Raw genomic sequence first — 18,513 nt, 5'->3', positions numbered from 1 at the left:
CGCCCCAACGAGCAATCGTTCCCAGTCATACGACGCCCGCTGCCAGTGCTGCCAGCGAGGTGTCGGGCAATTAAGCCCGAATCGGTTTCACCACCGGTTCGGGCTTTTTTGTTTTTTCGGTCGCAACAACGCCTTTTTCAAACGGATGCGCGTCATCCGGTGGCGCAGCTTTGCCCGAAGAAAACGCACTGGCAGCACAGCGCTCGTTTGCAGGGGCCGCACGGCGGGAGGAGACACCCAAAACGCGGTTCCGAAGGTCGGATGTTCCTGATGACTCGCACAAAACCAAAGCAAAGGAATTTGACATGACGAACGCTTTCAACCGCCGCCAGATCGTGAAGACCGGCGGCTCGATGATCGTGCTGGGCGCCGCCTCCGGCGTGGCCGGCCTGGCCCGCGCGCAGGACGGCGCGACCGTGAAGCTCGGCCTGCTGCATTCGCTCTCGGGCACCATCGCCATCGCCGAGGCTTCGCTGGTCGACGCCGAAAAACTGGCCATCGAGGAGATCAACGCCGCCGGCGGCGTGATGGGCAAGAAGATCGAGGCCGTGGTCGAAGACGGTGCGAGCGAGAACTCGGTGTTCGCCGAGAAGGCCCGCAAGCTGCTGGAGCGCGACAAGGTGGCGGCCATCATCGGCTGCTACACCTCGGCCTCGCGCAAGGCGCTGCTGCCGGTGCTCAACCAGGCCAAGGGCCTGCTGTTCTACCCGACCTACTACGAGGGCCAGGAGCAGGACAAGCGCGTGTTCTACCCCTCGCAGGAAGCCACGCAGTCGGTGATCGCGGCCGTGGAATGGATGGCGCGCGAGAAGGGCAAGAACTTCTTCCTCGTCGGCTCCGACTACATCTACCCGCGCACCTGCAACAAGATCGCCAAGCCCGCCATCGCGAAGGCCGGCGGCAAGGTGCTCGGCGAAGAGTACGCCCCGCTGGGCCACACCGAGTTCTCGTCGATCATCAACAAGATCAAGGCCGCCAAGCCCGACTGCATCTACAGCACCGTGGTGGGCGGCTCCAACGTGGCCTTCTACAAGCAGCTGCGCGCGGCGGGCCTGGACGGCGCCAAGCAGGTGCTGCTGTCGACCGTGGTGTCCGAGAACGAGATCGACGGCATCGGCCGCGACAACGCCGCCGGCTACTACGCCTGCATGGGCTACTTCCAGAGCATCAAGTCGCCGGCCAACGAGAAGTTCGTGAAGGCCTTCAAGGCCAAGTACGGGCAGGACCGCGTGATCGGCGATCCGATGGAGGTGGCCTACAACAGCGTGTACCTGTGGAAGCTGGCAGTGGAAAAGGCCAAGTCCTTCGACGTCGACAAGGTCACGGCCGCCGCCGCGGGCGTGGAGATCGAGGCGCCCGAGGGCACGGTGCGCATCCACGCCACCAACCACCACGTGTGGAAGAAGGTGCGCGTGGGCCGTGCACGGCCCGACGGGCAGTTCGACATCGTGTGGGAATCGCCGCAGCTGGTCGAGCCCAACCCCTTCCCGAAGGTCTGAACGCGATGAACTTCGACATCGCGGTGATGCAGGTGTTCAACGGCGTGAGCCTGTTCACCATCCTGCTGCTCATGGCCATCGGGCTGGCCATCGTGTTCGGCCTGATGGGCGTCATCAACATGGCGCACGGCGAGCTGATGGCGCTGGGCGCCTACATGACCTACCTGGCGGCGCGCTTCTTCGCGCACTACGCACCGGGCTTCATGGACCTGTACCTGTTCGCCGCGATTCCGTTCGCGTTCGCCGTGACCTTCGCGTTCGGCTATGTGCTGGAGCGGGGCTTCATCCGCTTCTTCTACGACCGCCCGCTGGACACCCTGCTGGCCACCTGGGGCCTGAGTCTCATGCTGCAGCAGGCCTACCGCTCGATCTTCGGCGCGCAGGAGGTGAGCGTGCCGCTGGCCTCGTGGCTGGCGGGGGCGTGGGAGCCGACGGCGGGCATCCAGCTGCCGCTGAACCGCATCTTCATCGTCGGGCTCACGGCCCTGGTGGCGGTCGGCGTGTACCTGTTGCTGTACCGCACGCCGTGGGGGCTGAAGGTGCGCGCGGTGACGCAGAACCGCGCCATCGCCGGCGCAGTGGGCATCGACACGCACCGCGTCGACGCGATGACCTTCGCGCTGGGCTCGGGCCTGGCGGGCATCGCGGGCGCGGTGTTCACCATGATCGGCTCGACCAACCCCGGCACGGGCCAGCTGTACATCGTCGACTCGTTCATCGTGGTGGTGTTCGGCGGCGTGCAGAGCCTCATCGGCACCGCGCTCTCGGGCTTTGCCATCGCGCAGTCGCAGACCTGGCTCGAGTACCTCATGAGCGGCTCGATGGCCAAGGCCACGATCCTGCTGCTGGTGATCGCGGTGCTGTACTTCCGGCCGAACGGCCTGTTCGCCACGCGGTCGAGGAGCTGAGGCATGCACGGTCTTTCTCCTCAACGCAAGCGCGACATCGGCGCCCTGCTCGCGGTGCTGGTGCTGCTGGCGGTGGTGCTGCCGCTCACGCTCGACCCGTTCCGCCTGAACCTCGTGAGCAAGTACCTGGCCTTCGCGTTCGTCGCGGTGGGCGTGGTGCTCACCTGGGGCTACGGCGGCGTGCTGAGCCTGGGCCAGGGCATGTTCTTCGGCCTGGGCGGCTACATGATGGCGATGTTCCTCAAGCTCGAGGCCTCGGCGCCCGAGCTGCCGGACTTCATGGTGTGGAGCAGCGTCGAGCAGCTGCCCGCGTGGTGGCAGCCCTTCCACTCGCTGGGCTGGACGGTGGCGGGCATCCTCGTCGTGCCCGCCGTGCTGGCCTACGTGTTCTCGTACGCGATCTTCAAGCGGCGCGTGAGCGGCGTGTACTTCGCGATCGTCACGCTGTCGCTGGCGCTCACGCTCACGGTGGTGGTGGTCGGCCAGCAGGGCGACACCGGCGGCGCCAACGGCATCACCGATTTCCGCACGCTGCTGGGCTGGGACATCGCCACCGACGAGGCCAGGCGCACGATGTACTTCGTCGAGGTGGCGGCCATTGCGCTCGTGATGATGGTGTCGCTCGCCATCGTGCGCAGCCGCTTCGGCAAGCTGCTGATCGCCATCCGCGACAAGGAAGACCGCGTGCGCTTCAGCGGCTACAACACGGCGCACATGAAGGCCTTCGTGTTCGCGGTGGCCGCCGTGCTTTCGGCGATCGGCGGTGCGTTCTACAGCCTGCAGGTGGGGCTGATCGCGCCGGGCGTGATCGGCGTCGTGGCCTCGGTCGAGATGGTGATCTACGCGGCGGTCGGCGGACGGTTGTCGATTCCGGGCGCGGTGATCGGCGCGCTGCTCATCGGCTTTCTCAAGTCGTACCTGTCGGAGACCTTCCCCGAAGGCTGGCTGTACGTGCTGGGCGCGGTGTTCATCCTCGTGGTGTGGGCGATGCCGAACGGGCTCGCGGGCCTGGGCGAGAAGCTCATGCGCCGACGAGGTGCGGAGGTGGCGCCATGAACGCCACGATGACGATGCCCAACGGTGGGCTGCCGCAGGCCGCCTCGGCGGTGCCACCGTCGAGCGAGCAGATCCTGCGCATCGAGGACCTCACCGTGTCCTTCGACGGCTTCAAGGCTGTCGACGGGCTCAGCCTCTCAGTGGAGCGCAACGAACTGCGCGTGATCATCGGTCCGAACGGCGCCGGCAAGACCACGCTGCTGGACATGGTCTGCGGCAAGACCAAGCCCAGCGCGGGCCGCGTGCTGTTCAACGGCCAGGACCTCGGCCGCCTGAACGAGTACGAGATCGTGCGCGCCGGCGTGGGCCGCAAGTTCCAGACGCCCTCGGTCTACGAAGACCTCACGGTGCTCGAAAACTTCGAGATCTCGCTGCCGCGCATGCACGGCCTGCTGCAGTCGCTCACCTTTCGCCGCACGCCCGTGGTGCGCGCGCGCATCGACGCGATGGCCGAGCAGGTCTTCCTGGCCGATCGCCTGGGTCACCGCGCCGGGCAGCTCAGCCACGGGCAGAAGCAGTGGCTCGAGATCGGGATGCTGCTGATGCAGGAGCCCGAACTGCTGCTGCTCGACGAGCCCGTGGCCGGCATGAGCCCGCGCGAGCGCGAGCAGACCGGCGACCTGCTGCGGCGCATCTCGGCCGGCAAGTCGGTGGTCGTCATCGAGCACGACATGGACTTCGTCAAGCGCATCGCGCACCGCGTCACGGTGCTGCATCAGGGCAAGTTGCTGAGCGAAGGCACGGCCGCCGAGGTGCAGGCCGACCCGCGCGTGATCGACGTGTACCTCGGCCACTGAGAAGAAGGAGAAATTCACATGCTCGAAGTCTCCGAACTCAACGTGGCGTATGGCGAGTCGCACGTCATCCGCGATGTATCGCTGCGCGTCGCGCCCGACGAGGCGGTCGCCATCATGGGCCGCAACGGCATGGGCAAGACCACCTTGCTGAAGTCGCTCATCGGCCTGTTGCCCGCGCGCGGCGGCCACATCCGCCTGGGCGGCACCGAGCTCACGACGCTGCCCAGCTACCAGCGCGTGGCGCAGGGCCTGGCCTTCGTGCCGCAGGGGCGCATGGTGTTCCCGTTCCTCACGGTGGAGCAGAACATCCTGTCGGGCGCCGCGAGGTCGGGCCACCGCACGGTGCCCGAGTACCTCTACACCTTCTTCCCCGTGCTCAAGGACATGAAGCAGCGCAAGGCCGGCAACCTCTCGGGCGGCCAGCAGCAGATGCTGGCGATTGCGCGCGCGCTCATCTCGGAGCCGAAGGTGCTGATCCTCGACGAGCCCACCGAGGGCATCCAGCCTTCGATCATCAAGGAGATCGCGCAGACGCTGAACGTGCTGCGCGCCGAACGCGGCTTCGCCGTCGTGGTGTCGGAGCAGGTGCTGAGCTTCGCGCTCGACCTCGCCGACCGCTTTCTCGTCATCGACCGGGGCCGCATCGTGCACGACGAAGCGCGCGCCACGCTCGACCAGGACAAGGTCAGGTCTTTTCTGACCGTGTAGCCCTTCCTCTTTTTCTTCAACCACCCCTTCAGGAGCAGCGTCATGAGACATGGTGATATTTCGAGCAGCAACGATTGCGTCGGCGTCGCGGTCGTCAACTACAAGATGCCCCGCCTGCACACCAAGGCCGAGGTGCTGGACAACGCACGCAAGATCGGCGAGATGCTGGTCGGCATGAAGAAAGGCCTGCCGGGCATGGACCTGGTGATCTTTCCCGAGTACTCCACGCACGGGATCATGTACGACGCCAAGGAGATGTACGACACCGCCTCGGCCATCCCCGGCGAGGAGACCGCGATCTTCGCGGACGCGTGCCGCCGCGCCAACGTGTGGGGCGTGTTCTCGCTCACCGGCGAGCGCCACGAGGAGCACCCGAACAAGGCGCCCTACAACACGCTGATCCTCATGAACAACCAGGGCGAGATCGTCCAGAAGTACCGCAAGATCATGCCGTGGGTGCCCATCGAGGGCTGGTACCCGGGCGACTGCACCTACGTGAGCGAAGGCCCCAAGGGCATGAAGATGAGCCTGATCATCTGCGACGACGGCAACTACCCCGAGATCTGGCGCGACTGCGCGATGCGCGGGGCCGAGCTCATCATCCGCTGCCAGGGCTACATGTACCCGGCCAAGGAGCAGCAGATCATGGTCTCCAAGGCCATGGCCTTCATGAACAACACCTACGTGGCGGTGGCCAACGCGGCCGGCTTCGACGGCGTGTACTCGTACTTCGGCCACTCCGCGCTCATCGGCTTCGACGGCCGCACGCTCGGCGAATGCGGCGAAGAAGAGATGGGCATCAACTACGCCGAGCTGTCGATGGGCCTGATCCGCGACGCGCGGAAGAACGGCCAGTCGCAGAACCACCTGTTCAAGCTGGTGCACCGCGGCTACACCGGCACCATCAACTCCGGCGACGGCGACAAGGGCGTGGCAGCCTGCCCCTACAACTTCTACACGCAGTGGATCAACGACCCCGAGGGCACGCGCGAGATGGTGGAGTCGTTCACGCGCACCACCGTCGGCACACCCGAGTGCCCGATCGAGGGCATCCCGAACGAACCGGCCAAGCACCGCTGAAGCACCGCCCCATGGACCACGACATCTTCGAACTCGGCGATGTCGCGCTGCAGCGGGGGGCCACCCTGCGCGGCGCGAAGCTCGCCTACAAGACCTACGGCACGCTCAACGCACAGAAGAGCAACGCCATCGTCTATCCGACCTGGTACTCGGGCCAGCACACCGACAACGAGTGGCTCATCGGCCCCGGCATGGCGCTGGACCCGGCGAAGTACTTCATCATCGTGCCCAACATGCTGGGCAATGGCCTCTCGTCCTCGCCGAGCAACACGCCCGAGCCCTACAACCTGGCGCGCTTTCCGGACGTCACGCTCTACGACAACGTGACGCTGCAGCACCGGCTGGTGACCGAGCAGTTCGGCATCGAACAGCTCGCGCTGGTGGTGGGATGGTCGATGGGCGCGCAGCAGACCAACCAGTGGGGGTGCCTCTACCCCGAGATGGTGAAGCGCATCGCGCCTTTCTGCGGCTCGGCGAAGACGGCACCGCACAACATCGTGTTCCTCGAAGGCGTGAAGGCCGCGCTCACGGCCGACGCGGCCTGGAACGGCGGCTGGTACACCACGCCGCCGACGCGCGGGCTGCGCGCGGTGGGCCGCGTGTACGCGGGCTGGGGCCTGTCGCAACCCTTCTACATGCAGCAGCTGTGGCGCGAGCTGGGCTTCAGCTCGCTCGAGGATTTCCTGGTCGGCTACTGGGAAGGCTTCTTCCTGAAGAAGGACGCCAACAACCTGCTGGCGATGCTGTGGTCGTGGCAGCACGGCGACATCAGCGACAACCCGGTGTTCCAGGGCGACTTCAAGAAAGCGCTGGGCGCCATCAAGGCGCGCGCGATCGTGATGCCGGCCGAGCGCGACCTGTACTTTCCCGTGGCCGACAACGCATGGGAGGTGTCGCACATGCCGAACGCCGAGTGCCGCCCGATCCCCGGCGTGTGGGGCCACTTCGCGGGCGGCGGCAGCAGCCCGGTCGACACCCGCTTCATCGACAACGCCCTGCAGGAACTGCTCGCCACGCCATGAACGCTCCCGTGCACGATCCGCTCGCCGCCTACCGCATCGAGACCGAGCCCTTCTACCGGCCCGCAAGCAACGAGGTGGCGCTGTACCGGCACGCCTACCGCCACCGCATGCCGCTGATCCTGAAAGGGCCGACCGGTTGCGGCAAGACGCGCTTCGTGGAGCACATGGCGTGGTCGCTCGGCCGGCCGCTGGTCACGCTGGCGTGCAACGAGGACATGACGGCGTCGGACCTCGTGGGCCGCTACCTGCTCGACGCGAACGGCACGGCCTGGCACGACGGGCCGCTGACGCTCGCGGTGCGCCACGGCGGCATCTGCTACCTCGACGAGGTGGTGGAGGCGCGGCAGGACACCACCGTGGTGATCCACCCGCTGACCGACGCGCGCCGCATCCTGCCGCTGGACAAGAAGGGCGAGCTGGTGCACGCGCACCCCGACTTCCAGCTCGTGGTGTCGTACAACCCCGGCTACCAGAGCAGCGCCAAGGACATGAAGCCCTCGACGCGCCAGCGCTTCGCGGCGCTGGAGTTCGACTACCCCGACGGCGCACTCGAAGCGGAGATCGTTGCGCACGAGGCCGGCGTCGACCCCGCGCTCGCCGCGAAGCTGGTCGCCATTGCGCACTGCTCGCGCGAGCTCAAGCATCGCGGGCTCGACGAGGGTGTGTCGACGCGCATGCTGATCTACGCGGGCGTGCTGATCCGCGACGGCGTGTCGCCGCGCGACAGCTGCGACATGACGATGACGCGCGCCCTCACCGACGACCCCGACATGGCGAGCGCGCTGCAGGGCTTTGTCGAGGCGCAGTTCGGATGAACGACGGGCACGGCGCCCTCTCGCTGCTGGCCCGCGGGCTGGCTGGCATCGATGTCGACGTGCAGCCGCTGGCCGGCACACGCGCCGTGCTCACGGGCCGTCGGCTGCTGTTGCCCGAGGGTGACGAAGCCGTGCGCCTGCACCGCGCGATGGTGGCGCATGCGGTCGCGCACCTGCGCCATTCGACGCCTGCGCGGCCGGCGCCCATGCTCAAGCCGATGGGCATCGCGGTGGTCTCGGCCCTTGAAGATGCGCGCGTCGAGCGGCTGCTGTGCCGCGACTTTCCCGGCCTGCACGGCTGGTTCGTCGCCGCGCTGCCGCCCGCGCCCGATCCGCTGGACCTGCGCTTTGCCGCGCTGATCGCGCGCATGGACCGCGTGCTGCTGCGCGCCGAGGCGCAGGACGACAACCACTGGGTGAACAAGGCGCGCCGCCTGTTCGACGAGACCGTCTCGCGCGCGGGCCTGGAAGACTACGACGCCTTCCGCGCCGTCGCCTCGATCCTCGCCAACGACCTGGGCCAGATGCGCGTGCGCTTCGAGCCGCAGGACTACGCCGTGCCCGCGCCCTGGCGCGACGACAACAGCTACCTGTGGGATTTCGGCGAGGCCGAGACGCCGCCCGACGACGCCATCGCGCTGCAGCAGACGGGCGTGCGGCCACCGCCACTTTCGTCCGATGCACCGAACGAAGGCAGCGAAGCCCCACCCGAAGGCATCGCCGACATGGAACTCGGCCGCTACACCTACCCCGAATGGGACCGCACGCAGGAGCGCCTGCGGCCCGACTGGTGCACGGTGATCGAGAAGCTGCCCGCGTGGCAGGGCCTGGGCGCGGCGGGCACTTCGGGAGCGGCGGCCAACGAGCGCATCGTGCCGCTCGCCCTGCCCCGCGCGCGCCACCTCGACCGCACGCACCGCCTGCGCCGCCAGTGGGAAGGCGACGACATCGACCTCAATGCGGCCATCGAGGTGCTGGTCGATCGCCGCCTGCGCCTGCGGCCCGATGCGCGGCTGTTCATGCGCCCGGGCAAGGGGCCGCGCCCGTCGAGCGTGCTGGTGCTGCTCGACCTCTCCGAGTCGGCCAACGACGCGGGCCATGGCGATGGCGCCGTGTCGCTGCTCGACCTGGAGAAGCAGGCCGCGCTGCTGCTCGCCGCCTCGAACGCGCGCGGCATCGACCGGCTCGCCATCCACGGCTTCTCGTCGAACACGCGCGCCGAGGTGTACTACTACCGCCTGCTCGAATTCGGCCAGCCGCTGGCCGCGCCCTCGCGCGCCATGATCGGCGCGGTGCGCGGGCGCTACTCGACGCGCATGGGCGCCGCGCTGCGCCATGCAGCCTCGCACCTGCAGGCCGAGCCGGCGGGGCCGCGCGCGATCCTGCTGGTGACCGACGGCGCGCCCTCGGACATCGACGTGCACGACCCGAAGTACCTGATCGAAGACGCCCGCCAGGCCGTGGCCGAGGCGCGCGACGCCGGCGTGCGCAGCGCCTGCATCGCGGTGGACGGCGCGGCCGACGCGTACGTGCGGCGCATCTTCGGCTGGCGCAACTATTGCATCGCCGACGACGCGCGCAGCCTGCCCGCGCGGCTGGCCCGCATGAGCACGCGGCTGGCCGCCGCCCATTGACCGACCGCATGAAGAAAGCCAGGGAGGAGCACACAATGAGGGCCCACACATCCAGGAGACACCCCAGTGGCTGACAGGAACCCTCTACGCGTCGGCATTCTGTATTCCGAGACCGGCGTCACCTCGACCATCGGCCTGTCGCAGCTGCAGGGCGCGCTGCTGGCCATCGAGGAGATCAACGCGGCCGGTGGCGTCGACGGCCGCGAACTCGTGGCCGTGCGCTACGACCCGCAATCGAACCCCGTGCGCTACGCCCAGCTGGCCGAGCGGCTGATCGTGCAGGACCGCGTCAACGTGCTCTTCGGCTGCTACATGTCGAGCAGCCGCAAGGCCGTGATCCCGGTGATCGAGAAGTGGAACAAGCTGCTGTTCTACCCCACGCTGTACGAAGGCTTCGAGTACTCGGGCAACGTGATCTACACGGGCGCGGCGCCCAACCAGAACAGCGTGCAGCTGGCCGAGTTCATGACCACGAACTTCGGTGCGCGCGTGTACCTGATCGGCTCCGACTACATCTACCCTTACGAGTCGAACCGCATCATGGGCGAGCTGGTGATGCAGCGCCCCGGCAGCGAAAAACTCGGCGAGCGCTACGTGGCACTCGACGCCACCGAGAAGGACTACCGCGCGATCATGGACGACATCCGCGACAAGCGGCCCGACTTCATCTTCTCGACGGTGGTGGGCGATTCCACCGCGAGCCTGTACCGCGCCTATGCCGAGGCCGGCTTCGACCCGAAGACGATGCCCATCTCGAGCCTGACCACCTCGGAGGCCGAGATCTCGCAGATGGGCCCCGGCGTGGCCACGGGCCATTTCACGGCGGCGCCGTATTTCCAGTCGATCGATTCGCCCGCCAACCAGCGCTGCCTGGCGCGTCTGCGCGCGCGCTTCGGCGACGGCTGCGTGCCCAACCTGTGCTGGGAGGCCTCGTACTTCCAGATGCACATCTTCGCCAACGCCTTCCGGCAGGCGGGCACGGACGGCATCGCGGAGATCCTGCCGCACATCCTGGGCAGCGAGTTCGATGCGCCGCAGGGCCGCGTGAAGATCGACCCGACCAACCACCACACCTGCCTGTACCCGCGCATCGGCCGCGTCGACGCGCACGGGCAGTTCACCATCGTGCGCCAGGCGACACGCCCGGTGTACCCGGACCCGTACCTCGTCACACACTCGCTGGGCGACTGGACGGCGCGGCTCGATGCGCTGGAGCTCTAGGATGAACCCGCAGCGGTTGTTCATCGGCGAGCCCCTGCAGCGTGTCCCCGTGCGCAGGGCACCGGGTGCTTCCCGCAGCGAAATCAAGGAGGAGCCGAAGGCGGGGGGCATTCGCGGAGGGAAGTACCCGGTGGCCTGTGCACACGCCCCGGACAGCAGCGCCGAGAGAAAGCCCTGACCGTGGACAGCACAGCCCCCAAGCGACACACCCTGCGGGTGACGCCACCGCAGCTCAAGGAGCTGCGGCTGCTGAAGATCGCGGTGATCCACCCCGACGACGCAGACGGCCGGCAGCTCACCCAGCAACTGCAGCGCATCGGCTGCCAGGTGCAGGCCTTCTGGCCGCCCGTGCAGCACCTGCCCGAAGGCATCGACGTGGCCTTCATGGCCGTGCAGCCCGACTTCATCAACCTGCGCTTCGAATGGACCCAGAGCGAGGACGCCCCCGCAGTCATCGCCGTCGTGACCTACGAGAACCCGACCATCGTCGAGGCCGTGCTCGAGATCCGCGCCAAGGCCGTGCTGCCGTCGCCGGTGCGCTCGTTCGGCCTGCTGTCGGCGCTGGTGGTCGCGCGCGAAGCCCACAAGGAAAGCCGCTCGCTCGCGCGGCGCCTGCGCAAGACCGAGGCCAAGCTGCTCGGCGTGCGCCAGCTGGCCGAGGCCAAGAGCATCCTCATGAAGACGCACGACGTGTCCGAAGGCCAGGCCCACGACCTGATCCGCGAACAGGCCATGAGCAAGCGCACCACCATGGAAGACATCGCCGCGGCCATCGTCAACGCCAACGAGATCCTCTCGCTGGGCACGCGCAGCCCCAAGCCCGGGCCGGGCTGACGGCGCTCAGAGCTGGCGGAACGCCGTCAGCACCTTCAGCACGCTCTGCGTGGCGCCGTCGAGCGTGGCATGCGGGCGGTGCGCGATGCCCAGGCGGCGCGTGAGCTTGGGCGTGACCGGCACGATCTGCATGCGCTCGTTGAGCGCCGCATCGGTGGTCTGCTGCAGCGGCAGCAGCGCCGCGCCATAACCCGCCGCCACCAGGCTGCGGATCGCCGCGTCGTAGTTGAGCTCGATGCGCGCGCGCGGCGCAAAGCCGGCCGCGGCAAACCACTCCATCGACAGCCGGTACATGTGCGTGGTCGCGTCGTTGAAGATCAGCGGCTGCGTCGCCAGCCAGGCCGGCGTGGCACGCTTGGGCGCCTTCCAGCGCGGCGGCACGAAGGCCATCATGGGCTGCGTGCGCCACGGCGTGACCACCAGGTCGCGCTGCGGCGGCTGCGGCATCGCCACCAGGCCGATGTCGAGCGTGCCCGCCGCCAGCCGCGCCATCGCCTCGGCCGAACCGAGGATGCTCACCTCGACGTCGATGCCCGCATGGCCCACGCCCAGCGCCTCGAGCACCTGCGGCAGCAGGTCGACCACCACGCCGGTGGAGGTGCCCAGCCGCACGCGGCCCGTGCGGCCCTCGGCCTGGCGCTTCACGGCCTCCACCGCCTCGTCGGTGTCGCGCAACAGCTTGCGCCCACGCTCGACCAGCGCCGCGCCGGCCGCGGTGGGCGTGACGCGGCGGTTGCCGCGCACCACCAGCTGCGCGCCCAGGCGCGATTCGAGCTCGCTGATGTGCAGGCTCACGGTGGGCTGCGCCAGGTGCAGCGCCTGCGCCGCCGCCGAGAAGGTGCCCAGGTCGGCGATGGCGATGAGGGTGCGCAGTTGGTCGAGGTTGAGCTGTCGCATCAGGAATGCTGATTGAGGGTGTCAGAAATCTCAACTTCCACAATAGCACGCGCCGCCGGAAGATGAGCGCTCCCCTACCAGGAGCCCACCGTGACCGCGCCGAAGCCACCGTCTTTTCATCAACGCCTGCTGCACGCCCTGCACAACTGGCGCCGCCGCGCCGTGACACGCCGCCGCGCCCGCGACGACGTGCTGCTGCTGGCCGGCATGAGCGACCACGACCTGCGCGACCTGGGCATCGGCCGCAGTGAAGTGCCCGAGCTGGTCGACCGCAACCGCTACTGACTCATTGAACCCTGCCTGCGGTTTCTTCAGGAAGCCGCGGGCGATTTGAGGTTCAATCCGGGGCGTGCCCTCCACCGCCTCCCCCGCCCTTCTTTCCATCGAACTCACCTCGCCGCAGTCCGTCGACGGACGGCGCGCGGCCTTCCAGTCGCTGTGGCTGCTGGTACGCATGCAGCACGCCCATGCCCATGGCGGCGGCAGCGGCGTCGTGCGGCTGGCCGACCTGCGCGGCGAGGTGTCCGACGCCAGCACGCTGCGCATGGTCGTGAGCCGCGCGTTCCGCGACTTCAAGGCCTGGGGCCTGGAGGTCGGCTGGGGCGAAGACCTGCAGCGCGAGCCGCGCTTTCTCAACGCCGAGCGGCGCAGCCAGGGCCCGTTCTGGCTGCCGGCCGCGCAAGCCAAGCGCCTGCGCCTGCTCGTGGACAACCGCCCGGCCACCGCCGCCGAGGTGGCGTCGTTCCTCGGCCTGCGTTCGCGCAAGGCGCAGGCCGCCGGCACGATCACGCCGCCCGACGCCGTGCACCTGCAGGACGCCGCTTTCTGGAAGCAGCTGGTCGCCTCGCAGCAGGCCGCGCGGCAAGGCCGGCTGATGTCGCCGGTGGCGGGCGGCAACGGCAACGGCAGCGCGCTTGAGTCCATCCGTCTGGCCGGCACGCTGGCCGCGAGCGACTTCCAGCGCGCGCTGGTCACGCTCAACGAGGCCATGCTGTGGCGCCGGCTCGGCGACAACGAACAGGCGCGCCGGCGGCTGCAGGCGCTCAAGAAACAGCGGCTCGCGCACCACGTGGCGGGCAACGACTACCTGGGCGCGATGGAGTGCATCGTCTCGGCCTGGTGCGCCTACACCGCGCGCGACCTGCCGCTGGCGCAGTCGCTGCTGGGCGGCATGGCCGAGGACCCGGCGCGCGCGCTGGTGCTGCGCCACCACCCCGACGTGCGCTTCGAGTGGTGCAACCTGTGGGCGCTGGCCTGCCGCTCGCGCGCCCTCGCGCTGGCCGCCGACGACCGCCCGGCCGCCGCGGCACTCGCCGAAGAGTCGCTGCAGCGCTTCGGCGAGGCACTGGCGGCGGCCTTCGAGTCGCACTCCTTCGATGCCGCCCAGCACGTGGCGGCCAACATGGGCATGGCCGCGTGGCTGTTCGACCGCGTGGGCCTGGGCGACCTGCCGGCGCTCGCGCACGACGGCCACCGGGCCGACACCACGCGCCGCGCGGTGCAGTGGATCGCCTTCAGCGAATGGCTGTGCGGCCACACCGACGGCCAGGGCCGCTCGGCATGGAACGCGATCTATCTGATGCGCATCGCGCGCGGCCACTGCCGGCCCGACGCGCAACCCACGCTCGCGCAGTTCCGCGCGCAAAAGCCGCTCGACCCGGCCGCGATGTCGAAGCTCGCGGGTCCGCTCGCCGACGCCTTCGACACCGCGAACTGGCCCGCGCGCTGGGTCGACGTGGCGCAGGCGCGGCTGGCCGACCACCAGGCCGGGCGACGCCGCTACCCCGGCCTGCAGCAGGGCAGCCTGCTGTTCGAGCACGCGTGGTACGCGGCGCACGCGGGCGACCTGAAAGCGGCCGAGCACTCGCTGGGCCTGTTGCGCGAGGTGCTGCCGCAGCTGGTGCCGAGCGACCGCGCCTACTTCACCGAGTCGTGGAACGATGCGTTGCCGGCCGAGCTGGTGCTCGAAGCGAAACCGCCGAGGCGGCCGTCGGCCCCTAAAAAGAAGGCGCGCTGAGCGCCTGCTGGACACGTTCCCGCAGCACTGGCAACACGTCGTTCTCGAACCACGGGTGGTGCTGGAACCAAGCGGTGTTGCGCGGCGACGGATGCGGCAGCGGGACGAAGCGCGGCGCGTAGTCGGCAAAGGCCTCGACGGTTTCCGTCACGCCGCCGCGCGCGGCCTTGCCGAGGAAGTGGCGCTGCGCGTACTGGCCGATGAGCAAGGTCAGCGCGATGTGCGGCATCTGTGCCAGCAGGCGGTCGTGCCACAGCGGCGCGCATTCCTTGCGCGGCGGCAGGTCGCCGCTCTTGCCTCGGCCCGGGTAGCAGTAGCCCATGGGCACGATGGCGATGCGCGCCGCGTCGTAGAACAGCTCGCGGTCGATGCCGAGCCAGCGGCGCAGCTGGTCGCCGCTCTTGTCGTTCCACGGCACGCTGGTCTGGTGCACCGTGAGGCTGGGCGCCTGGCCGACGATCAGCAGCCGCGCGCTCGCACTGGCCTGCACGATCGGGCGCGGCCCGAGCGGCAGATGCGCCTCGCATGCGCGGCAGGCGCGGATTTCGGCGAGCAGCGCGTCCACGGTGCTGAAAACTAGTCGGCGAACGGGCGGAAGAAGGCGTTCAGCTCGGTGCCCGGCGTGGCATCGGCAAAGCCGTCGAAGCGGCCCTGCTCGGCCAGCGTGCGCGCGGCGCGGATGAAGCCGCCCCAGGCCGCGCGCGCCATGCCGCCGCCCACGCTCACGCGGCGCACGCCGAGCGCGGCGATGTCCGCCATCGTGAGCTCGCTGGTCGCGCCGACCAGCAGGTTGACCGGCTTGGGCGCGACGGCGGCCACCACGGCCGCGATCTGCTCGCGCGTCTTGATGCCGGGCGCGTAGAGGCAGTCGGCGCCGGCCTCGGCGTACGCGCGCAGGCGCGCGATGGTGTCGTCGAGGTCGGGGCGGTTGGCAAAGAAGTTCTCGGCGCGGCCCACGAGCAGCGTGTCGCCGCCCGCCGCATCGATGGCCCGGCGCGCGGCGCGCAGGCGCTCGACCGCGACGTCGATGGGGAACAGCGGATCGTCGGGGTTGCCGGTCGAGTCCTCGATCGACAGGCCCGCCACGCCGGTCTCGACCGCGAGGCGCACGCTCTCGGCCACGCCCTGCGCGTCGACGGCAAAGCCGTTCTCGAAGTCGGCGTTCACCGGCAGGTCGGTGGCGGCCACGAGTTCACGCAGGTGCGCGAGGATCTGGTCGCGCGACATGGCACCGTCGCCATGGCCCTGCGACCACGCGAAGCCGGAGCTGGTGGTGGCCAGCGCCTTGTAGCCCAGGCCTTCGAGGTAGCGCGCGCTGCCGGTGTCCCAGGGGTTGGGAATGACGAAGCAGCCTTGTTCGTGGAGGGCGCGGAAGGCGGCGCGCTTGTCGGCGACGGTGCGGGTCATGGGGCCTCGACTTTCTGTGTTCAGGACAGGGAGCCGGCCATTCTGACGCAGCCTTCGTCAGCACTCCACCACGTTCACCGCAAGCCCCCCCAGCGAGGTCTCCTTGTACGTGGACTTCATGTCCTCGCCGGTCTGCTTCATGGTGCGGATCACGGCGTCGAGCGAGACGTAGTGGCTGCCGTCGCCGCGCAGCGCCATGCGCGAGGCGTTGATGGCCTTCACGGCGCCCATCGCGTTGCGCTCCACGCAGGGAATCTGCACCATGCCGCCGACCGGGTCGCAGGTCAGGCCCAGGTTGTGTTCCATGCCGATCTCGGCCGCGTTCTCGACCTGCGCGGGCGTGGCGCCGAGCACGGCGGCGAGCGCGCCGGCCGCCATCGAGCAGGCCACGCCGACCTCGCCCTGGCAGCCGACCTCGGCGCCCGAGATGGAGGCGTTGGTCTTGTAGAGCATGCCGATGGCCGCTGCGGTGAGCAGGAAGTCGACGATGCCCTCGTCGCTGGCCTGCGGCACGAAGCGCTGGTAGTAATGCATCACGGCGGGCACCACGCCGGCCGCGCCGTTGGTGGGCGCGGTGACGACACGGCCGCCGGCCGCGTTCTCCTCGTTCACCGCCATCGCGAAGGCGTTGACCCAGTCCATGGCCGCGAGCGGATCGGCCGCGCCGGCCTGCGCCAGCAGCTCGCGGTGCAGCTCGGGCGCGCGGCGGCGCATGCGCAGCGGGCCGGGCAGCGCCTGCGCGGCCAGCGGGTTGTCGATGCCGAAGCCGCGCTGCACGCACTGCTGCATCACGCCCCAGATGCGCAGCAGGCCCGCGCGCACGTCGGCCTCGGGCCGCCACACGCATTCGTTGCGCAGCACCAGCGTGGCCACGGAGATGCCGTGCGCGCGGCACTGCGCCATGAGTTCGTCGCCGGTCGTGAAGGGATGCGGCACGGCCGCTGCGGCGGCGGCCGTTTGCGCCACCGCCTGCCCGCCCTCGACGACGAAGCCGCCGCCGACCGAGAAGTAGGTGCCTTCGGCCAGCGTGCCGCCGTCGGCCGCGAAGGCCGTGAAGCGCATCGCGTTCGGGTGTTCGGGCAGCGACTCTTCGCCGCGAAAGGCGATGTCGCGCACGCGGTCGAAGGCGATGGGCGTGGTGCCCAGCAGGCTCAGCTGGCCGGTGCGGCGCAGCGCGTCCAGGCGCGGCTGCACGGTCTCGGGCCGCACGGTGTCGGGCGCGTCGCCGAAGAGCCCCAGGATCACGCCCTGGTCGGTCGCGTGGCCGTGGCCGGTGGCGCCGAGCGAGCCGAACAGGTCGACGTGCAGCCGCGCCACCTGCGCGAGCAGGCCGCGCCGTTCGAGCGATTGCGCGAACAGCAGCGCGGCGCGCATCGGTCCGACGGTGTGCGAACTGGACGGCCCGATGCCGATCTTGAAGATGTCGAAGGCGGAGAGCATCAGCGCATCATGCGACCGGAAGCTGCTGTTTGACCAGCGCCACCCAGTAGGCCGCACCGAGAGGCAGGATGTTGTCGTTGAAGTCGTAGTACGGGTTGTGCACGTTCGGGTCGTTCGGGCCCTCGCCCGCGCCGATGCCGATGTAGGCGCCGGGGCGCTTTTGCAGCATGAAGGCGAAGTCTTCCGAGCCCATGGCGGGCGGGATGTCGGTGTGCACCTGTTCGAGGTCGACCAGGCTGGCCGCCGCCGCGATGGCCGCGTCGGTCTCGGCCGGCGTGTTGACCACGCCGGGGTAGCCGCGGCGATATTCGAGCGCCACCTTGGCGCCGTGCGTGGCGGCCACGCCGTCGCAGATCTGCTGCATCGCCGCCTGGGTCTTGTCCTGGATGGCCGCGTCGAGCGTGCGCACGGTGCCGCGCAGCACCACGGTCTCGGGAATGACGTTCCAGGTGTCGCCGCCGTGGATCTGCGTGACGCTGACCACGGCCGCGTCGGTGGCGCCGGTGCGCCGGCTCACGATGGTCTGCAGCGCGTTGATGAGCTGGGCCGAGATCACCACCGAGTCGATGCCGGTCTCGGGCATGGCGCCGTGGGCGCCCTTGCCGGTGATGACGATCTCGAAGGTGTCGAGAAAGGCCGTCATGGTGCCCTTGCGGATCGCGAAGCGCCCGCGCGGCAGGCTCGGGAAGTTGTGCATGCCGTAGACGGCGTCGGCCGGGAACTGCTCGAACAGGCCCTCTTCCACCATCACGCGGCCGCCGCCTTCGTTTTCCTCGGCAGGCTGGAACACGAAGTGCACCGTGCCCTGGAAAGGCTTGTGGCGCGACAGGTGCTCGGCCGCGCCCAGCAGCATGGCCGTGTGGCCGTCATGGCCGCAGGCGTGCATCTTGCCGACGCATTTGGAGGCATGCGCCTGCGTGCCGAGCTCCTGCATGTTGAGCGCGTCGAGGTCGGCGCGCAGCGCGATGCTGGGGCCCTCGCCGTTCTTCAGCGTGCCGACCACGCCGGTGCCGGCCAGGCCGCGGTGCACGGGCAGGCCCATGAGCATCAGCGCGTTGGCCACCACGTTGGCGGTGCGGTGTTCCTCGAAGGCGGTCTCGGGGTTGGCGTGGATGTCGCGGCGCCAGCTGAGCATGCGGGCACGGGTGTCTTCGGCAATCTCGGGGTCGCGGTACATG

18 protein-coding genes are annotated in these 18,513 nt (G+C 69.2%); 13 read left to right on the top strand and 5 right to left on the bottom strand.

Annotated features, from left to right (window positions below):
- Positions 1 to 305 precede the first annotated feature (305 nt).
- The 11 genes from urtA (at position 306) to AC3WQR_RS14900 (ending at position 11,574) form a co-directional block, all read left to right on the top strand.
- Positions 306 to 1,499 (top strand): urea ABC transporter substrate-binding protein, encoded by a 1,194-nt coding sequence (gene urtA, locus AC3WQR_RS14950; RefSeq protein ID WP_492742525.1) that lies wholly within the window; start codon positions 306 to 308, stop codon positions 1,497 to 1,499.
- Between the two features lie 5 nt (positions 1,500 to 1,504).
- A complete protein-coding gene (gene urtB, locus AC3WQR_RS14945) occupies positions 1,505 to 2,407 on the top strand; it encodes an urea ABC transporter permease subunit UrtB (protein WP_062470432.1) in 903 nt (300 codons plus the stop codon).
- A gap of 3 nt (positions 2,408 to 2,410) precedes the next feature.
- The gene (urtC, locus tag AC3WQR_RS14940) at positions 2,411 to 3,463 is read left to right on the top strand and encodes an urea ABC transporter permease subunit UrtC (protein ID WP_492742524.1); all 1,053 of its coding nucleotides are present in this window, start codon (positions 2,411 to 2,413) and stop codon (positions 3,461 to 3,463) included.
- Between the two features lie 14 nt (positions 3,464 to 3,477).
- Positions 3,478 to 4,260: an urea ABC transporter ATP-binding protein UrtD gene (gene urtD, locus AC3WQR_RS14935; protein ID WP_492742541.1), complete on the top strand. Its 783-nt coding sequence runs from the start codon at positions 3,478 to 3,480 to the stop codon at positions 4,258 to 4,260.
- Between the two features lie 18 nt (positions 4,261 to 4,278).
- Positions 4,279 to 4,968, top strand: coding sequence for an urea ABC transporter ATP-binding subunit UrtE (urtE, locus tag AC3WQR_RS14930; RefSeq protein WP_492742523.1), 690 nt, complete (start codon positions 4,279 to 4,281; stop codon positions 4,966 to 4,968).
- A gap of 42 nt (positions 4,969 to 5,010) precedes the next feature.
- Positions 5,011 to 6,048, top strand: coding sequence for an aliphatic amidase (locus AC3WQR_RS14925; protein ID WP_070061362.1), 1,038 nt, complete (start codon positions 5,011 to 5,013; stop codon positions 6,046 to 6,048).
- Between the two features lie 11 nt (positions 6,049 to 6,059).
- A complete protein-coding gene (locus AC3WQR_RS14920) occupies positions 6,060 to 7,070 on the top strand; it encodes an alpha/beta fold hydrolase (RefSeq protein ID WP_492742522.1) in 1,011 nt (336 codons plus the stop codon).
- A complete protein-coding gene (locus AC3WQR_RS14915) occupies positions 7,067 to 7,885 on the top strand; it encodes a CbbQ/NirQ/NorQ/GpvN family protein (RefSeq protein WP_492742521.1) in 819 nt (272 codons plus the stop codon). The genes AC3WQR_RS14920 and AC3WQR_RS14915 overlap by 4 nt, the downstream gene beginning before the upstream one ends.
- On the top strand, positions 7,882 to 9,519 hold the full coding sequence (locus AC3WQR_RS14910) for a nitric oxide reductase activation protein NorD (RefSeq protein ID WP_492742520.1): 1,638 nt from the start codon (positions 7,882 to 7,884) through the stop codon (positions 9,517 to 9,519). Before AC3WQR_RS14915 ends, AC3WQR_RS14910 begins: the two co-directional genes overlap by 4 nt.
- A gap of 66 nt (positions 9,520 to 9,585) precedes the next feature.
- The gene (locus AC3WQR_RS14905; protein WP_492742519.1) at positions 9,586 to 10,740 is read left to right on the top strand and encodes a transporter substrate-binding domain-containing protein; all 1,155 of its coding nucleotides are present in this window, start codon (positions 9,586 to 9,588) and stop codon (positions 10,738 to 10,740) included.
- A 180-nt stretch (positions 10,741 to 10,920) separates the two neighbouring features.
- Positions 10,921 to 11,574 carry an ANTAR domain-containing response regulator gene (locus tag AC3WQR_RS14900; protein WP_492742518.1) on the top strand — a complete coding sequence of 218 codons (654 nt, stop codon included), beginning with the start codon at positions 10,921 to 10,923 and terminating at the stop codon, positions 11,572 to 11,574.
- A gap of 6 nt (positions 11,575 to 11,580) precedes the next feature.
- Here the strand turns inward: AC3WQR_RS14900 and AC3WQR_RS14895 are convergent, their stop codons facing one another.
- Positions 11,581 to 12,471, bottom strand: coding sequence for a LysR family transcriptional regulator (locus tag AC3WQR_RS14895; protein ID WP_062470400.1), 891 nt, complete (start codon positions 12,469 to 12,471; stop codon positions 11,581 to 11,583).
- Positions 12,472 to 12,561: 90 nt separating this feature from the next.
- On the opposite strand from AC3WQR_RS14895, the gene AC3WQR_RS14890 reads away from it, so the two are divergent.
- Together AC3WQR_RS14890 and AC3WQR_RS14885 are read left to right on the top strand one after the other, a co-directional pair.
- On the top strand, positions 12,562 to 12,756 hold the full coding sequence (locus tag AC3WQR_RS14890; protein ID WP_492742517.1) for a YjiS-like domain-containing protein: 195 nt from the start codon (positions 12,562 to 12,564) through the stop codon (positions 12,754 to 12,756).
- A 64-nt stretch (positions 12,757 to 12,820) separates the two neighbouring features.
- Entirely contained in the window at positions 12,821 to 14,488 is a 1,668-nt protein-coding gene (locus tag AC3WQR_RS14885) for a hypothetical protein (protein WP_492742516.1), read from the top strand.
- Here the strand turns inward: AC3WQR_RS14885 and AC3WQR_RS14880 are convergent.
- From AC3WQR_RS14880 to AC3WQR_RS14865, 4 genes are read right to left on the bottom strand one after another with little or no spacing between them, the layout of a single operon-like run.
- Positions 14,469 to 15,053: a uracil-DNA glycosylase family protein gene (locus AC3WQR_RS14880; RefSeq protein ID WP_492742515.1), complete on the bottom strand. Its 585-nt coding sequence runs from the start codon at positions 15,051 to 15,053 to the stop codon at positions 14,469 to 14,471. The genes AC3WQR_RS14885 and AC3WQR_RS14880 overlap by 20 nt on opposite strands.
- Positions 15,054 to 15,064: 11 nt before the next feature.
- A complete protein-coding gene (locus tag AC3WQR_RS14875; RefSeq protein WP_492742514.1) occupies positions 15,065 to 15,895 on the bottom strand; it encodes an isocitrate lyase/PEP mutase family protein in 831 nt (276 codons plus the stop codon).
- Positions 15,896 to 15,952: 57 nt separating this feature from the next.
- Positions 15,953 to 17,338 (bottom strand): L-serine ammonia-lyase, encoded by a 1,386-nt coding sequence (locus AC3WQR_RS14870; RefSeq protein ID WP_492742540.1) that lies wholly within the window; start codon positions 17,336 to 17,338, stop codon positions 15,953 to 15,955.
- 4 nt (positions 17,339 to 17,342) lie between these two features.
- Positions 17,343 to 18,512 carry a M20 aminoacylase family protein gene (locus AC3WQR_RS14865; RefSeq protein WP_369645805.1) on the bottom strand — a complete coding sequence of 390 codons (1,170 nt, stop codon included), beginning with the start codon at positions 18,510 to 18,512 and terminating at the stop codon, positions 17,343 to 17,345.
- Position 18,513 lies beyond the last annotated feature (1 nt).

The organism is Variovorax sp. FW305-3-2-15-B-LB1 (assembly GCF_058787635.1).
Note: the sequence above shows the minus strand (reverse complement) of the source record. Positions and strands in the feature narration are given on the sequence as shown.

Excerpts from the sequence above, each read along its gene's own strand:
- urtA (WP_492742525.1), top strand. The coding sequence starts at position 306 with ATGACGAACGCTTTCAACCGCCGCCAGATCGTGAAGACCGGCGGCTCG.
- urtB (WP_062470432.1), top strand. The coding sequence starts at position 1,505 with ATGAACTTCGACATCGCGGTGATGCAGGTGTTCAACGGCGTGAGCCTG.
- urtC (WP_492742524.1), top strand. The coding sequence starts at position 2,411 with ATGCACGGTCTTTCTCCTCAACGCAAGCGCGACATCGGCGCCCTGCTC.
- urtD (WP_492742541.1), top strand. The coding sequence starts at position 3,478 with ATGCCCAACGGTGGGCTGCCGCAGGCCGCCTCGGCGGTGCCACCGTCG.
- urtE (WP_492742523.1), top strand. The coding sequence starts at position 4,279 with ATGCTCGAAGTCTCCGAACTCAACGTGGCGTATGGCGAGTCGCACGTC.
- AC3WQR_RS14925 (WP_070061362.1), top strand. The coding sequence starts at position 5,011 with ATGAGACATGGTGATATTTCGAGCAGCAACGATTGCGTCGGCGTCGCG.
- AC3WQR_RS14920 (WP_492742522.1), top strand. The coding sequence starts at position 6,060 with ATGGACCACGACATCTTCGAACTCGGCGATGTCGCGCTGCAGCGGGGG.
- AC3WQR_RS14915 (WP_492742521.1), top strand. The coding sequence starts at position 7,067 with ATGAACGCTCCCGTGCACGATCCGCTCGCCGCCTACCGCATCGAGACC.
- AC3WQR_RS14910 (WP_492742520.1), top strand. The coding sequence starts at position 7,882 with ATGAACGACGGGCACGGCGCCCTCTCGCTGCTGGCCCGCGGGCTGGCT.
- AC3WQR_RS14895 (WP_062470400.1), bottom strand. The coding sequence starts at position 12,471 with ATGCGACAGCTCAACCTCGACCAACTGCGCACCCTCATCGCCATCGCC.
- AC3WQR_RS14875 (WP_492742514.1), bottom strand. The coding sequence starts at position 15,895 with ATGACCCGCACCGTCGCCGACAAGCGCGCCGCCTTCCGCGCCCTCCAC.
- AC3WQR_RS14865 (WP_369645805.1), bottom strand. The coding sequence starts at position 18,512 with ATGTACCGCGACCCCGAGATTGCCGAAGACACCCGTGCCCGCATGCTC.